Origin of the sequence: Roseiconus nitratireducens (assembly GCF_008629675.1) — a bacterium.
Classification (GTDB): Bacteria; Planctomycetota; Planctomycetia; order Pirellulales; family Pirellulaceae; genus Stieleria; species Stieleria nitratireducens.
The window spans coordinates 215,075-231,235 of sequence record NZ_VWOX01000010.1 but is presented as its reverse complement, the minus strand read 5'-3'; the positions used below and the strand labels follow the sequence as shown (position 1 = coordinate 231,235).

8 protein-coding genes are annotated in these 16,161 nt (G+C 58.9%); all 8 read left to right on the top strand.

Annotated elements, in window-relative coordinates:
• Window positions 1-82 precede the first annotated feature (82 nt).
• From FYK55_RS29175 to FYK55_RS17950, 8 genes are read left to right on the top strand one after another with little or no spacing between them, the layout of a single operon-like run.
• Complete coding sequence (locus tag FYK55_RS29175; protein WP_161604606.1) at window positions 83-736, top strand: RNA polymerase sigma factor; 654 nt, start codon at window positions 83-85, stop codon at window positions 734-736.
• Window positions 737-753: 17 nt separating this feature from the next.
• Window positions 754-5,265: a serine/threonine-protein kinase gene (locus FYK55_RS17980; RefSeq protein ID WP_150077835.1), complete on the top strand. Its 4,512-nt coding sequence runs from the start codon at window positions 754-756 to the stop codon at window positions 5,263-5,265.
• Entirely contained in the window at window positions 5,262-7,817 is a 2,556-nt protein-coding gene (locus FYK55_RS17975; RefSeq protein ID WP_150077834.1) for a protein kinase, read from the top strand. The genes FYK55_RS17980 and FYK55_RS17975 overlap by 4 nt, the downstream gene beginning before the upstream one ends.
• 8 nt (window positions 7,818-7,825) lie before the next feature.
• Complete coding sequence (locus FYK55_RS17970; RefSeq protein ID WP_161604604.1) at window positions 7,826-8,854, top strand: caspase family protein; 1,029 nt, start codon at window positions 7,826-7,828, stop codon at window positions 8,852-8,854.
• A complete protein-coding gene (locus tag FYK55_RS17965) occupies window positions 8,851-9,858 on the top strand; it encodes an AAA family ATPase (protein ID WP_150077832.1) in 1,008 nt (335 codons plus the stop codon). Before FYK55_RS17970 ends, FYK55_RS17965 begins: the two co-directional genes overlap by 4 nt.
• A complete protein-coding gene (locus tag FYK55_RS17960) occupies window positions 9,855-10,748 on the top strand; it encodes a DUF58 domain-containing protein (RefSeq protein ID WP_150077831.1) in 894 nt (297 codons plus the stop codon). The genes FYK55_RS17965 and FYK55_RS17960 overlap by 4 nt, the downstream gene beginning before the upstream one ends.
• Before the next feature lie 43 nt (window positions 10,749-10,791).
• The gene (locus tag FYK55_RS17955; protein ID WP_161604603.1) at window positions 10,792-12,738 is read left to right on the top strand and encodes a BatA domain-containing protein; all 1,947 of its coding nucleotides are present in this window, start codon (window positions 10,792-10,794) and stop codon (window positions 12,736-12,738) included.
• A 55-nt stretch (window positions 12,739-12,793) separates the two neighbouring features.
• Window positions 12,794-16,123: a DUF4175 family protein gene (locus tag FYK55_RS17950; RefSeq protein ID WP_150077829.1), complete on the top strand. Its 3,330-nt coding sequence runs from the start codon at window positions 12,794-12,796 to the stop codon at window positions 16,121-16,123.
• Window positions 16,124-16,161: the final 38 nt, after the last annotated feature.

Here is a 16,161-nt window from a genome sequence, read left to right as displayed (position 1 = left end):
AACCCTTTCATTGACGCAAGTCCTTTGCATCAAGAACTTTCCGAATCCAAACCCGAGACGCCACCGGCGTCGCAATGTTTTCATGAAACGCCCCCACGTTCCATCCAGTGAGAACCCCGTGGCGGGAAACTCGCGGACCACTTCGCTCAGTCTGCTCAGGCAGATGGAGTTGGGAGAGCCAGCCAGTTGGAATCGCTTTTCGCAGCTGTACGGCCCCTTGGTGTACAGCTGGTGCCGTCAATTTGGCCTGTCGCGGGACGATGCGGCCGACGTCTCTCAGGACGTCTTCCAAATCGTTTCTCAAAAACTGGAGCAATTCGCGAAGAAACGGCCCGAAGACAGCTTTCGAAAATGGTTGAAGACCGTTTGCCTGAATCGTTGCCGCGATCACATCCGCCGCGACCAGAAGCGGCCGATCGCCTGGGGCGGGACGACCGCGCTGCATCGGATCCACTCGGTTCCCGACGACCACGGTGAGGAAATCGATCTTCCCGCAGACACTTCGGAGCAGGAACAGGAAGCATTGGAAAAGAATTACCTGCTTCGACGGGCGGCCGAGCTTGTTCGTGAGCAATTTGAAGCGACCACCTGGCAAGCGTTTTGGCAAACCGCCGTGCAAGGGCGAAATGCTTCGGACGTCGCGGCGGACCTGGGAATCTCGGCCAACGCCGTCCGCGTTGCAAAGTCTCGCGTGCGATCCCGGCTGCGAGAAGAACTGACCGAACTCATCGACTGACCGACCGGATCGATCCAATGACTGAATCCGTTCCCTGTCCTGACTCCACAACGATCGCGGATTTCCTGGCGGGACGCCTGAGTCGCCATCAGACCGATGCCGTTGCCACGCATGTGGAGAATTGCAAGATCTGCCAGCAACGTTGCGCGGATCTTGACGGCGACGAAGCTTCGATTGATCAGTTCGTCCAGCTCCAACAGCCACTGCCCTTCGCCGACGAGTCTCGATGCGGGCAATTGATGGGCCAGTTGACTCCTCGCACCGAACGGGGCGACGGGGAGGTCTCGCAGACATCGGAAGCTTCCGGAGCGCCACCGCGACACGTGGGCGACTACCAATTGCTGGAACAGCTGGGCGAGGGCGGCATGGGAACGGTGTATCGGGCTCGCCATCAGACCACGCAGCGGATCGCAGCCGTCAAGATCGTCCACCCCAAACGACGCGCCGACCTCAAAACTCTAGAACGGTTCGAGCGCGAGATGGTGGCGATTGGGCGGCTGGCGCATCGAAACATCGTGCGCGCACTGGACGCCGGACGCGACGCAAATCAGCACTACCTGGTGATGGAGTACGTCGACGGATACGACCTTTCCCAAATCCTCTCGGCGACCGGCCCGATGGCAGCTGGCGACGTCGCGGAAGTGGGCCGGCAGGCCGCAATGGGGCTCAGCTACATCCATCGCAATGGACGAATCCACCGCGACGTGAAACCGTCCAACCTGATGCTGTCGCGCGAGGGCACCATCAAGCTTTTGGACTTGGGTCTGGCCCGCGTGGAGGAACTGCCAAGCGAAGATGTTTCGACGGCTCCCACCGATATCATGGCTGACCACGGCGATTCGCTCACGAAAACGCACCAAGTGATGGGGACACTGGAGTTCATGGCTCCCGAACAACTGGTCGATAGTCGCTCGGTGAATCACCTAGCCGATGTCTATGCCCTCGGCTGCACGTTGTACAAGTTGCTGACCGGCCACGGCCCGTTTTCAACGGATCGGTCCCAGGACGCCATGACGCAGATCCGACAGCGCCTACGCGGATCCGCGGCACCGATCGAAAACCTCCGCAGCGACCTTCCGGCGGGACTCTGCGCGATCGTCGATCAGATGCTTGCCAAGCAGCCCGAGGAACGGCCGCAATCGGCCGCAGAAATCGCACGCTTGCTGGATGCTTTTTCCCGGTCCGCAGACTTGACCCAACTGATCGCGGCGGTCCCGCATGAAATCGGCAAAGGAGACACGAAAGCCAGCGACGTTACCGTCGGCGAATCTGTGTTGGGCGAATCTGAGTTGGGCAATGTCGACTCGGCGTCACTGGTGGTATCCAACGCGCAGTCTGAACGCTCCGATCATGAATCGTTCGACTCCCGTTCCCGACACAATCCGTTCACCCGACTCCTCGTGATCGCCGGCGTGTTGATGGCTCTGGCGATCGCAGCGGTGATTTTCTTTCCGAAAGCAACGATGCCCCGAGGCCGAATCCTGGTCCAGCCGGAATCGGTGGAAATAGCGGAACTCCTGAAATCGGGTCGCGCCGCACTGGTGGGCGAATCCTCACGTTACCCGCTGCAACCCGGCGAAACGTTGATCCCGGCAGGCCGGTATGAAATCGCGGTTGACGACACGTCGCCACTTGTCTTTTCCGAACGCTCAATCGATCTGAAGGCCGACCAGCGCCACGTCCTGCGTGTCGGGCGTTTCGCCATCAATCTCGGCGACAAGCAAGCCTCCTCCTCCCCTGGCGATGCTGACGAGATAGCGAATTCAGGTCCATTGCAAAAAGACGCTGCCTTGATTGAGCGCCCGCCAGTGGACCTCATTACTCTGATCGATCCCGACCGGGACATTCGCCTGGACGACTGGAGCATGACCGACGGCGCGCTGAGGTCGCGTGCGGACAAACCGTCGTTGGTGATGATTCCCTATCAGCCGCCGGATCGGTACCGCGTTGAAATGGTCGTCAACCGCCTGAGAAACAAGGAAAGTCTGCGTTTGGGACTGGTCGCTTGCGGCCGACAATTCTGTTTTCTGATCGACGGTTTCCCCCACCTTGGATCGCTGACGGGTCTGCAACGGATTGGCACCAACATCAATCAGCGGAACACTCAATTGCACCGCGGTTTGGTTTTGCAGCCCAACCGCCCGACGAAACTGGTTGCTACGGTGGACAGCTCGGGTGATCGAGCGTCGGTGACGCTATCGGCCGAGGGGCAAACTCTTGCGTCGTGGCGAGGCAACATTGCCGAGATTGCTGGAACGGATCCTTATTCAACACCGTCTCCCGGCGCGCTATTTCTGGGCAATTGGATGGCCGAACTTGAAGTATCCGAGCTCTCCCTGGTTCCGCTGTCGGAAGGAGGAGCCCCGATTCAATTCACCGAACTTGATTCCGATGATCCGGACGGTCGCGATCGGGCCATTGCGGAGCGGATGATCTGGCAGGGCTGCAAGATTCGTGTAGCAACAGCCCAAGGGACTCGCACACTGACTGAATTGGACCAGCTGCGATCCGTGCTTGAGCCTTTCCAGATCACAGGGGTCGACATGCAAGCCAGTCCCTGGATCGACACCCAGGACATTGCTCACTTGAAAGACCATCCGACCTTAGAAGAGTTGGACCTTGCCGAAACCGCGTTGACAACGACGGCGCTGAAGGAATTGGGCACGCTGCCCAAACTGGAATCACTCTCGATCGCCCGAAGCCGTATCTTGGAGCTGCCGGAATCATTCGCCAGCCAGTTTCCATCACTTCGTGAGCTCAATAGCGAGGGCACGCTGATCGCTGACGAATCGCTGCCTGTTCTTGCATCACTCGATCAGCTCAATCGCCTGAACGTATCCCGCACCCTTGTCTCAAGCGATGCTTGGTCGCAGATCCCAACAGCGGCGTCAATTGAGTCGATCGACCTCTCTGCGACCAAAACAACGGGATTGGAAGACTTCACTCAGGACCGTTTCCCCAATCTAAGAAAACTGACCCTGTTCAAGACCGGTGTGCCCCGGGAGGCGGTCGACCGTTTTCGGGCGCGAATGCCCGACGTCGAATTGCTCACCGGCGATGCACCGATCGACCTGATTCGCTTCATCGATGTGTCTCGAGACGCAGACACGAATTACAACGCAGCGTCTCGATTTAGCTCGTCAGCTCGTTGGGAGAAGAAAAACGGCAAGTTGCTGACCGCCAAAGAAACTCGTCTGTTTGTACCGGTCACGCTGCCGCCCGAGTTTGAGTTGCGGATGACGGCCAGGCGGCTGAAAGACGGGGAAGCCACGAACTTTGGTTTTTCGATCGGCAACGGCCAGCATTTTGCGGTCGGGTTCGACCTCAATACGAAGCTCGGACCGCATACCATTCTTCATGGTGTTGACGGAGTCATTCATCAAAGGAGCGCGTTCAAAGTTCCGACCAAGCTATTTCCTGTCGGCAACGATCAACCCGTGTCGATCGCGGTGCGACTGACTCGGAACGGAACACAGGTGCACATCCAAGTGTTTGGCCGCGAAGAAAAGCTCATTGATTGGACTGGCGAGGGTGCGCGATTGAAAATGGAGAATCCCTGGTGGCGTGGGTCCGATGTGAACCAATTGTGGATCAGCCAGGACGTCGGACAGATTGAGATTAGCGATCTGACACTGGATCCGCTTCAAGGCAAGATTGGCGTCCCCCCGCTGCCGACAGTCCTCGACGCTCTCGACGACCTTCCGACCGTTCGGATCGAGGCGACCGATCCGTCGCTCGATGACCAGACACTCTTGAAGCGATTGCAAGATCGGTCGGTCACGGACTTGGTCGTCAAGAGCCCGCTAGTGACGGACGTCGCGATGGCAAGCATTCGCCGACAGAAGTTCCTTCGATCGCTGACACTCGATCGGACGCAGATCACGGAGCAGGGATTGGAAGCACTGGCTGACCTGCCGCTGTTAAAAGAAGTCAACCTCGCCTTCATGCCGCAAATCTCCGGTGAAGTCACTAAAACACTGGCCAAACTGCCGCGGCTGGAGTATTTGAAATTGAATCAGTGCAGCGTCTATGGTCCCGGCCTGGAACGCTTGCACGATCGCGGCATCAAACGCCTGGCGATCGGACACCCAAAACTGGACGGTCCGATGCTGGAAAAGTACATCCTGCCGTTCGGTGACCTTGAGCAGTTGGGCTTGGCCGGCGCCCGGATCACCGACGACGATCTGAAACTACTTCTTCCGATCTCACTGAAATGGCAACTGCACCTCGGTTGGAACCCGAACATCAAGGGACCGGGTCTGACCTACGTCAAGCAGATGCAGCCGTTCCAGCAGCTGTTCCTGGTTAACACGGCAGTGGACGACGAAGGTTTGAAATTTCTGAGCGGCGCTGCCAACATTGAAAGGTTGTATCTGCAAGAAACCGCGGTCGGAGACGCATCGATTCAAACGCTGAAAACGATGCCAAATCTGACGGATGTCTACCTGCAGAACACAAACTTTACCGCGGACGGCATTCATCAGCTCCGCGCAGAAATGCCTGCTGTCAACGTGGTGGCGTCGCCATGAACGGACAAAAGCCAGCCCCCGATCCTCGTCACCGACTTGCGGGTGGTGATGAAGCGACATCGGCAGATCTCGGTGCAGCGGTTGCAAGCGACCGAATCACCGATCAGCACTTGGGATCCAACCTCTCGGCGGACCCTGCGTCCAACCAGTTCGGTCGCTTCACCCTGCTAGCGTTGATTGCCGACTACCGTGGCGTCCAGACGTACGCCGCCGTTCACGAGCACTTGCGCAAGCACGTCAAACTGAAACTGCTGCCGGACCGCAGCGAGTGGGGCGATCGGCAAATGACAAGCTTCGCGTCCGATATGAGTCGCCGCTGCGAATTGGATCATCCCAACTTGGCTCGATTGGAAACGGCCGGGATGATTGACCGGCCCTATATCGTGATCGAACATCCCGATGGGATCGTGCTTCGAAATCTGCTCCATCGGTCCGCTCCCCTACCCGTCGCCGATGCCTGTCAGATTGCCGGGCAGGTCGCTTCCGCGGTGGCCTACCTGCACGAGAACCGGTTGGTTCATGGAGGCATCACCTTGGACGAGGTCGAGGTCACGGCAAGCGGCGCAGCGAAACTGACACCGTTTGGGTCGGTTAGGGCGTCGGAGACTTTGGAATCTGGATTCGAATCGGATTTGCAGGAGGTACTGGCACTATTGAGGTCGATGCTTGGAGTCGATCACTCCGACCAGACGGGTCCAGAATCGAATCCTGCGAGAAACCTGCCGCGCCCTCTGCAGACTCTCCTGTTGAAAGATAAGGTCTGCACGATCTCCGCGACCGATCTTCTTCGCCGGTTGACCCCCTTGGCCCGAGGCTGTGATCTGCCGTCTCTGTTGGACCGCGCGAGTCCAACTACCGAGATTGCCGAAGCCGATGCCGCCACCTCCTCCGAGACGGTTGGCTACCTGAAACAACAATTGGAAGAGCGGTCACGTTCTTCGAAAGCAGAACCCGCGACGGTTCGTCGACGGGCGGTGATGATCGGTACCGCAATGGCTGCATTGCTCGTTCTGGTGGGATTGGGTGCGCTGCTGATCCCGGCAAGGAGTCAACCGACGTTCCGTCTTGCCGGGCGGAACCCCCACATCGAACCTGCAAGTCCGCCAACCCGCGATGTACCGGATCAGGAATCAAAGGATCAGCCTTCAAGCAGCATCCAGAATGAGTCGCGACCGCAAATCCCTGCGGCGTCCGATCTCTCTCGTTTTCCACTGGATGTGATCGTCCCGGAGCGCGACGCATTCGATCTGGAAACCCAGCCGATTCCGGAGGGATTGATCCTTTCCAATCCTGACGCACGTGGCCTGATTCAAATTCCCGTCCTGCTACCGAACGTATATTCGTTGGAGTTTACGGCTGAACGCATCAGCGGGAGCGGATCCTTGGGCGTGGGCTTCTCCGCGGGAAACGCGCGGATGATCGCCATCCTGGACCACGGTGATCCGCAGGATCGTCGATCGGGTTTTCTGTCGACGGATGCCCGCGGCGAACTGACGATGCTTGACGAATCGTCGGGAGGTCAAATCGATCACGGTCGTCCGGAGCGATTCCGGCTGGAGGTCAATCCCCAACGGGCAAGTTTGATGCGGGTCCGCTCGCGGACCACGTCGGTGCCGATCGCGGAGTGGCGGCGCCCGACCGGGGACGGGGCGACATCGGATCGGCTGCGTTTAAAACGATTCGACGGCTTCTACCCCCGCGTGTTTTTTGTCCAGGTCGATCGGGCATCATTTCGAATTAGCCAATTTGAAATGTCGGGACGCAACGGACCGGTTCGTCTTCAATCGTTCGCAAACGGCTCCGGAAGCACCGAAAACTCAGGAAGCACGGAACGACAACTCGCCGAACGAATTGTCTGGCGAGGAGGTCACGTCCGCATTCTGACCGACAAGGGCCCCGACACCGTGCATTCACTCTCGGATTTGACCGACAATCCGTGGCTGGTCGGAATGGACAAGTGCCCGGCGTCGCCACGCTTGGCGATCGGCGACTCGGTGCTGCGACAATTGGCTGAGATACCTGGCATTGAGGAATTGGATTTGCGCACCTCTGACGTCACAAGCCAGGGGCTGGAAGTGATCAATGGGATGCTGTCCTTGAAGAATCTGGCCGTCCAGCCTTCGGCCGAGTCGCGCCTTTCTTTGGAGGGCTTGGGTGTCTTGCCTTCGTTGCGAAAACTGACGCTGGCCGGGGCACAGCTCTCTCCCGATGATCGCTTAGTGGTCAGGCGGCAAACAAAGTTGACTTATTTGTGTCTGGCCGGATCGTCGATCACCGACGCCGAGGTCATTGAGTTGGTACAACATCTTCCAGATTTGCAGCACCTGTGTTTGATCGGGACGTCCATCGACGGTTCTTGCCTGCGATCCTTCAGCGGGCTGCGGCAACTGCGCGAATTACAATTGTCCCACACCAAGGTGACGGACACGGATCTGGAACGAGTCGCCATGCTGGATTCACTCCGCCTGCTGGCAATCCGAAACACCCAGATCACGCCGAAAGCAATTGGTGACCTTCAGCGTGCGCGACCGGAGCTGAAAGTGATTCAATGATTCAACGCTTGAGTCTCAAATCGGATCGACCGGAGCTTCACCGCGCCCTGGTGAAGACGATGACGCTGTTGATATGCGTCGCAATCGGAACACCGAGATCGGCTTGGTGTCAGGAGGCGGACGAGTCGGAAAAACGTGCCCCCACCTCAGAACGCGGCTACGCCGTGATCATCGTGGGACTACCGGGCGACGAACAGCACCGCCAGACATTTGATCATCAGGCGGACATTTGGCGTGACTGGTCCATCCGGCGACTCCGATTCCCGCCGGAGAATGTCAGCGTGTTGCGCAACCTGGGCGCCGAACAAATCGTCCAAACACTCCGAGACCTCTCCGACCGGAGCGAACCCTCCGACGCGCTGTGGGTGTTCTTCATCGGTCACGGCAATCACGATCAAAACAACGCGTGGTTCCATCTGCCCGGGCCTGATTTGAACGCGGCGGAATGGGGTGCACAATTTGCCAACTTTTCCTGTGATCGTCAGGTGTTTTGGATGACGCAACCGGCGTCGGGGAAGTTCTTCGCGCCGCTATCGCGACCGGGCAGGATCGTGATGACGGCAACGGACGGCCAGGGCGAGGTCAACGAGACACGGTTTCCCAAGCATTTGGCAGAGTGGATGGCCGCGGACCTGCAGCGATCCGAAGAGTCAGCGCCGGTTGGTCTAAGCGACGAAGCCGATCCGGATGCTGCCAACGGCTCCGCGTCCCTTTCAGTGAAACAGCTTTTTGTCGAAGTTGCCAAAAGCGTCCGTGATTCTTACGAGCAAGAAAACTTGCTTGCGACCGAACATCCCCAGTTGGATGACAACGGCGATGGGATCGGAAGCGAATTGGAAACGTTGACGAACAAAGACGCGGCAATCCTTGCGGACGAATTCTCGGGCCCGACCGACGGGACCTTGGCGGAGGCCTATCAGATCGACGCGATCCTGCCGTCTGCGCCGAGTGAGGCCGATGCCGCGACCGATGTTTCGTCCGACACCGATGAGTCCGACTCGATAGAAACTTCAACCTCCAAGCCGAGCACCCCATGAACGATCAAGCGGCCGCGGTGGATCGCCCCGAAATTGTCCAGAAGTTGCAGCAGGCGCGCGCGAAGTTAAAACAGGAGATCGCCCGTGTTGTCGTCGGCCAGGATCGCGTGATCGACAGCCTGTTGATCGCGATGCTCTGTCGCGGACACGCATTGATGATCGGCGTCCCAGGATTGGGGAAAACGTTGATGGGCCGTTCGCTGGCCCGCATGTTGGACATGGATTTCCAGCGTATCCAGTTCACCCCGGACCTGATGCCCTCGGACATCACCGGATCGGAAATCGTCGAAGAGGATCCGGAGACGGGACATCGGAAGCTTGAGTTCTTCCAGGGTCCGCTGTTCACCCATTTTCTGCTGGCTGACGAAATCAACCGCGCGCCGCCAAAGACCCAAGCAGCGCTGCTGCAAGCGATGCAAGAATTGGAGGTCTCCGTTGGCCGGCAAACCTATCGATTGCCACCACCTTTCTTTGTCGTTGCCACCCAGAACCCGGTCGAGCAGGAAGGGACATACCCGTTGCCGGAAGCACAGCTGGACCGATTCATGTTCAACATCCCGGTCAACTATCCGACGCGGGACGAAGAGGTGGAGATCGTCAAAGCGACAACGACCAATACCAAAGTGGATTTGGACGCGGTGCTTTCGATCGATCAGGTGTTGCAGTTACAAGAATTGGTCCGCGGAGTCCCCGTTGCAAATGACGTGGTTCGCTACGCGGTGGACCTGGTCGCGGCCTCACGCCCCGACGGCGAGGGCCCGCGAACCGATCTCCACCGCATGATCCGGTTCGGTGCCAGCCCGCGGGCTAGCCAATGTTTGGTGCTGGGGGGAAAGGCCCGTGCGGTCCTGTTGGGACGCTATCACGTGGATTTTGAAGACATCCAGGCCGTTGCCGCGCCAGTCATGCGGCACCGATTGGCGTTGACCTTCCAGGCCCGCACCGAAAACGTCAACGTGGATCAGGTGATTGGCGATCTCCTCCGTCAGGTACCTGTCCCATGAGCCCGCAGGCGATCGATCCGTCCAAGTTGACGGCCGCCGAATTGTTCTCCGCCACCGAGGACTTGGAACTGATCGCCGAGTGCGTTGTGGAGGGGTTCCTTCACGGGCTTCACCAGAGCCCCTTTCTCGGGTTCTCGGTCGAGTTCGCTTCGCATCGCGAGTACATGCCTGGTGACGATTTACGGCATGTCAACTGGCGGCTGTATGGACGGCACGAGCGTCTGTTTGTCAAAGAATACGACGCGGACACCAACGTTGATTTACACCTGGTTGTCGATTCGAGCGCTTCGATGATGACCGAAGGCAAATGGGAATGCGCTTCGGTGCTGGCCGCCGCACTGGTGCACCTTTCGGCCCGTCAACGCGACGCGGTCGGATTGACGCTGTTCGCCGATGCCATTCGCTGCCACTTGCGTCCCCGAGGGACTGCCGACCATCGCCAAGAGATCCTGCACCAGCTGGCACGGCAACCGGAACGCTCGATCTGCGACTCTCCCGAAGTCCTGCACGAAGTCAGCGAGTTGCTACCACGGCGCGGGGTGACCGTCTTGATCAGTGATTTCTATTACCCCGAAGATCAGCTGGACCGGGTCATCGGGCATTTTCGCGACGGCGGCGACGAAGTCATTTTGTTTCACGTGCTGACACCGTTGGAAAAGCAGCTTCCGGTCAGCGGATCGATTCGCTTTCGGGACTCGGAGACGGGGCAGGAAGTCGTGACCGACGTCGATGCGATTCGTGAGGAATTCACTGCCGCGGTTCAATCCTGGCAGGCGGATCTGCAACAAATCTGTCTCCGTCACGAGTTTGATTACGTCGCGTTGTCGACCGACACGCCTCTGCCGGGCGCACTGCGAGAATACTTCCGGATGCGGGGCCACCGATGGTGAATTCAAATCTGCCGAAAACTCCACCGCGTCAGGGAGGACAGCGATGAATCTGATGCACGCGGGATTCTTACTTGCCGGTCTGGCGGCGATGACGCTTCCCATTTGGATCCACCTGTTGTTGCGACCTCGCGCCCCGCTGATGGAAATCGGTTCGACACGATTTATCTCTCAAGTCGTCCAACAGTCCAAGCGTCGCCGGTGGATTCGTCGTTGGTTGGTCCTTGCGCTTCGCTGTCTGGCTGTGTTGCTGCTGGGATTGTTGTTCGCCCGACCCTACCTTCCCGAAGTGCCCGTCGACGGAAGCACTCGCGAGGTCGCTGTGTTGATCGATCGATCCGCCAGCATGTCCGCACGCCACGACGACGGGCGATCGGCGTTTGACCAAGCCAAGCGCCAGGCGGCAAAGTTTTTGTCCGAGCAGGGCGATCAGGCGCGAGTCCACCTGGGGCTGTTTGACGCTTCGGGAGTGCAATCGGTCAGCTCGGCGGACTTGTCCAAGCTGGATGCCTCCGCCACCGCCGGCAGCTACGTGAAACCTTTGCAATGGGCAGCCGATCGGCTGGGCGGGTCGATTCGTAAAGACCGAACACTGTTGATCCTTAGCGATTATCAACGCGCCCCTTTAGACGGCGCGGCCGACCTCCTGTTCCCCGCGGATGTCCCCGTCGAGATTCTGGATACCGGTCCCGCCGTCTCCGGCAATCTGGCGGTGCTGGATGTCCAACCCACGCAAACGGAACTCCGCCCCAAGCATCCAATTGCGATCTCCATTTGGATATCCAACCAGTCGCCGTTTCCGATCTCGGCCCTGAAGCTCTCACTGGAACTGCAGGGTCCCGATCAAACTGTTAAGCAACAGGCAGTGGTGGATCTGGAGGGCGAGCAGCGGCGATCGGTCGTCATGGAACTTCCGATCACGACTTCCGGCATCTACCACGGAACCGTTTCCATTCAGGGCGATGACGCTTTCGCCTGGGATGACCAGCGGTACGTCGCCTTCGAAGTCACCTACCCGGATCGAGTGTTGTTGGTGGACGGTCAGTCGTCGGACAACACGTACGAAAACGAAACCTATTTTCTAGAGAAGGCGCTGCGTCTGCAAACGGCCGTCGGATCCGGTCCTCCACGCACCTTCGAAGTCGAGCGATTGATTTGGGATCGGGGGAAGGGTTTTCCAGACCTGGGCGGTTTTCGCTTGATCGTGCTGGCGAACATCGGTCGGCTTTCAAAGTCCGATGCCGATCGGATGCGTCAGTTTCTTGAGCGCGGCGGCAACCTTGTGATTTTCGCCGGTGACCGGACCTCCGCAGCAGTGCTCCAAACCCTTCGTCAGTCGCAATTGACGGGAAAACTGGAATTCCAGCCGCCCCGGGACGTGCAGCTTCGCGTGACCGACTTTGATCGCGAGAATCCCGCGTTGCGGCTGTTCGCTGAACCGCACCGGGGCGATTTGCGACGATTGACCGTCCACCGCATCCTGCCGATCGTCGACAAGGCCGGCGAATTTGAAGTTCTGATGCAAGCGGGTGCGTCGCCGCTGATCGTCTCACGTAAAATGGGAACCGGCCGATTGACTTTCGTGGCAACCACCGCGGACCGACAGTGGAATGACTGGCCGCAGAACCGCTTGTATGTGCCGCTGGTACGGCAACTGGCGGCTTGGCTGACCGGGAGATTCGAGCCGTTGCGGCCGGTGCAAAGTCTGACCATCCGTGATGCACAGCAAGCACCGGGAATTGAAGACGACCTGGCCGGCGTTGTGGTCCAGAACGTCGCTGCCAGCGAATCCGACATTGGCAAATTGGACGAAGACGCTTTTCGAGCGAAACTGGGGCTTCAACGGGCCGCCGCCGAAGACGCTCCGGTTGGTCACCAGGAATTTGCTCCCGAGGGAGCGAGCCGATCGGACGAAAAATGGCCCTGGGTCGTCTGGGGTTTGCTGGGTCTGCTCAGTGCGGAACTGCTGCTGTCCAGCCGGACTCCTGAATAACACCGTTCACACCAAAATCACACGTGCGTTCACTTCGATTGCGAGTCACCGAATCATGGCAACGACCACCGCACTTCCTCCCGAACCGAAACAACGCACCCGATCGATCGGGACGCACCACCGAAGACTCGAGCGTGTCCGTGGCCGGGAGCGTCTGAGACGCTCTGCCAGGATCGCGCTGGCGGCCTTGCTATGGATCGGTCTTTTCAGCGGTCTGTTGGCGCTGCTTGACTACCGCTACGAACTCTCGACGATGACTCGGATCACCGCATGGATCTTCGGCCTGGGCCTGCTGACCGCGGGATTGGTGCATTGGCGACGTTGGCTGAACTTTGAATCGCACGACGCGGCGGCACTGGCGGAGCAAGCTTGGCCCGATCTGGGGCAACGTTTGCGAACCAGTGTCGACTACCGCGAGGAAGCCTCATCGACTTCACCGGCCGACCCCAGCTTGCTGGAAGCATTGGAAGTGGAGACCGAATCGCAGGTCACGCGGATGCATTCGGAACCGCGTTCGCCGGTTTGGCCCTTGATGGCGATCGGAGGAGCCCTCAGTTGTTTACTTGTTGCATGGACTTGGGGCCTGATGGCGAACGCTGAGTGGCGGATCACCACCGGACGGCTGTTCTTGCTGCCGATCCCTTACTCGTCCGTCAACGCGGAGGCCTTTCCAGAAACCATCGCTTGGGACCAGGAACTTCCCGTGTCGGTGCACGTGGACGGTCGGCCGATTCAATCGGCGATCGTTCGCTTCCGCAAGTCGGATGATGCCGATTGGACCGAGGTTCCCCTGGAAGGACCTAAACCGCGATCGCTGCACGGCGACCTGGGCGCCACCGTTCCGCCCCAAGCGGACGACTTTCAGGCCCAGATTGTGGCGGGTCCGTACCGGGGACCGATTGCCGACATCCACGTGTTGCAGCCGCTGACAATCGAAACACTGGCGGTCAAAGTGGTTCCGCCTGAATACACGGGACTGCCCGAGTCGGAAAGCGATGTCACGGACGTGCGAGTTCCCGAGGGATCAACGATCCACTGGTCCGCCACGTTCAACCGGCCGCCTTCGACGATTCAAGTGAATCCGATCTCTGGATCCACCGCCCCCGTCTCTTCCGGCGACTCGAAACTTCCGAGCATCAGTGAATCGTTAAACGAGGAACACGCCCTCGTCTCGGTCGAATCGGGGAGGGAACCGTTCCAATTGTTGCTGGCCGCGGAAACGGAAGACGGGATGCGGTGCGAATCTCCCTTGTTGGTCGATGTGATACCGGATCGGCCGCCATCGGTTCGACTGACACAGCTTCCGCCAGAAAGTGAAGCCATCTCCACGACCGAGCTGAGGTTCGGTGTGGAAGCATCTGACGATTACGCCCTTCAGAATGTCGGAATCAAATATCGCATCGACGACGGTGAAGAACAGCTGCTGTGGCAATCCGCCCCTTCCGAAGATTCCGGCCAGGTCCGTCATCAGGTCGTGCTGCCGTTGGAAGATCTGCAACTGAACTTCCCCCAGGCTTTGACGTTTTACGCCTTTGCGGCTGATCGCCGTCAAGCCGAACCGACATCCGCGTCCAGCGACCTTCATTTCGTCGACATCCGCCCGTTTTCGCGGACGTATGAACTGCAAGAATGCAACGGAAACTGTCAGGGAGAATGCCTGAGTCTGGAAAAACTGATCAAAGCTCAACGAGAGATTGTTCGTCGCAACTTTACTCTGGAGCGGAAACCGCCGTCCGGTGAAACGGTCGATTCAACGGCGGTCCAAACGCTGCGGACCGACCAGCAAGATGCTCGCGAGAAAACGGATGCGTTGCGGGAAGCGCTGGAGCAAAAGATTGGACCGCTTCCGATGCTGATCTATGCGACACGAGCGATGGACGACGCGCTGGAACACTTGGCGGAAGACAATCTGTCCGATGCCAGGCCTGACGAAGAAACCGCGTTGGCGGATTTGATCGCGGCACGACGCAATCTGCGCAAAATTTTGAAGCAAGGCAACTCTCAGTCGCAGGCGGCGAGGAAAGTCGATCAACAACAATTGGACAAGGTCCGCAAACCGGAGCCCAAACCGACCTCGCCCAAAGACAGCGAACTGCCGAAACTGATCGAGAAAATGGAACAGCTTGCCAAGAAGCAACAAAGCTTCTGCAAATCCGCCGCCGCATGCTCCAGCGCATCGGCCTCTAGCCAATCGCAGCAGAGTTCACCGCGTCAATCTCAAGCGAGCCCCAAACAGTCAAGCGAAAATCAATCGGATTCGACACCAAAGGCTCCGACGCGAGAGCAATTGCAACAGGAGCAGACGGCGGCGGCCGACGAGATGAATCAGTTGCGGCGTCAGCTTGAAGCCGGCGACTTGGGTGAGTTGGCAAAACAGAAGACCGAGCAGGCTCGGCAGGCGGCTTTGCGAAGTGCGGAACTGATCGGCCAGGGCGAAAAGGACTCCGAGTCCATTGAACAGGCCGAGCGGTCCGCCGCGGAACTCCAACGTTTGGCGGACCACCTGCGGAAGCGTGAACAACCAGATTTTGACCAGTTGTTGTCCGACGTCCAGCGAATGACAGAAAACCTGGCGACAAACCAGCGAGCCCTCAGCGGCTCGGTCCAGGCGTCGCAGTCGGGGTCGAAGTCGGATGAGGAGGAACCATCGGAGCAGCAAGCGGAAGATCAAATCCATCAACAGGAGCAGCTTGCGGAACGATCTGACGAACTCGCCGATCTGGTCCAGAAACTGGTTGCCGACGCGGGCGATCAGGAATGGGAGGTTCAACGGGAACTGCTGGATGCCTCTCCGGTCGACGCGGCCGCCGACGCACGTCAAAAGATTCATGACGCGGCGGATCAGCTCCAAGCCGGAAAACGCCTACCGGCCGCGGCCAGCGGAACCCATGCGGCAGGCCAGTTGGACCGCTTGGCGGAGAGCCTGAGCCAGGTTCAGAAACAATTCGATTCGATGCAGTTGGCGCGGCTGTCTGAAGCCGAACGCCAAGCCGCTGCGCTGTTGGATCAGCTCCGGTTCAACGCCAATTCAAACGCCAAAGCTGCGGCGGAGTCCGGTGCCGCATCCCTTGGTCAAACCGTTCGATCCTGGTCTTCCGGCGATGCGGAGCTGGCACGCGCGGCGGAACTTTTGTCGCGCCTTGCTAGCGGCGGCTCCTCGATTCACCGGGACCGAGATGACGCCACGCCGGAATCCGAGACCGCGTTTGCGCAGTCGCCGAGAAATACCTTCGAAGGGTTGAGGGCCCTGGACCAATTGCTGCAGCAACGGATTCAGGAAGCCTTTTTGGACGGCGCACTGCAGCAACAGGATGCGGCCGTTCCCACGGAATATCAGGACATGGTCGAGGAGTATTACCGAACGTTGTCGGAAGATTTGCAGTAGCGTCCGCAGAATCGACTTCGCGAGAACCACACCGATTT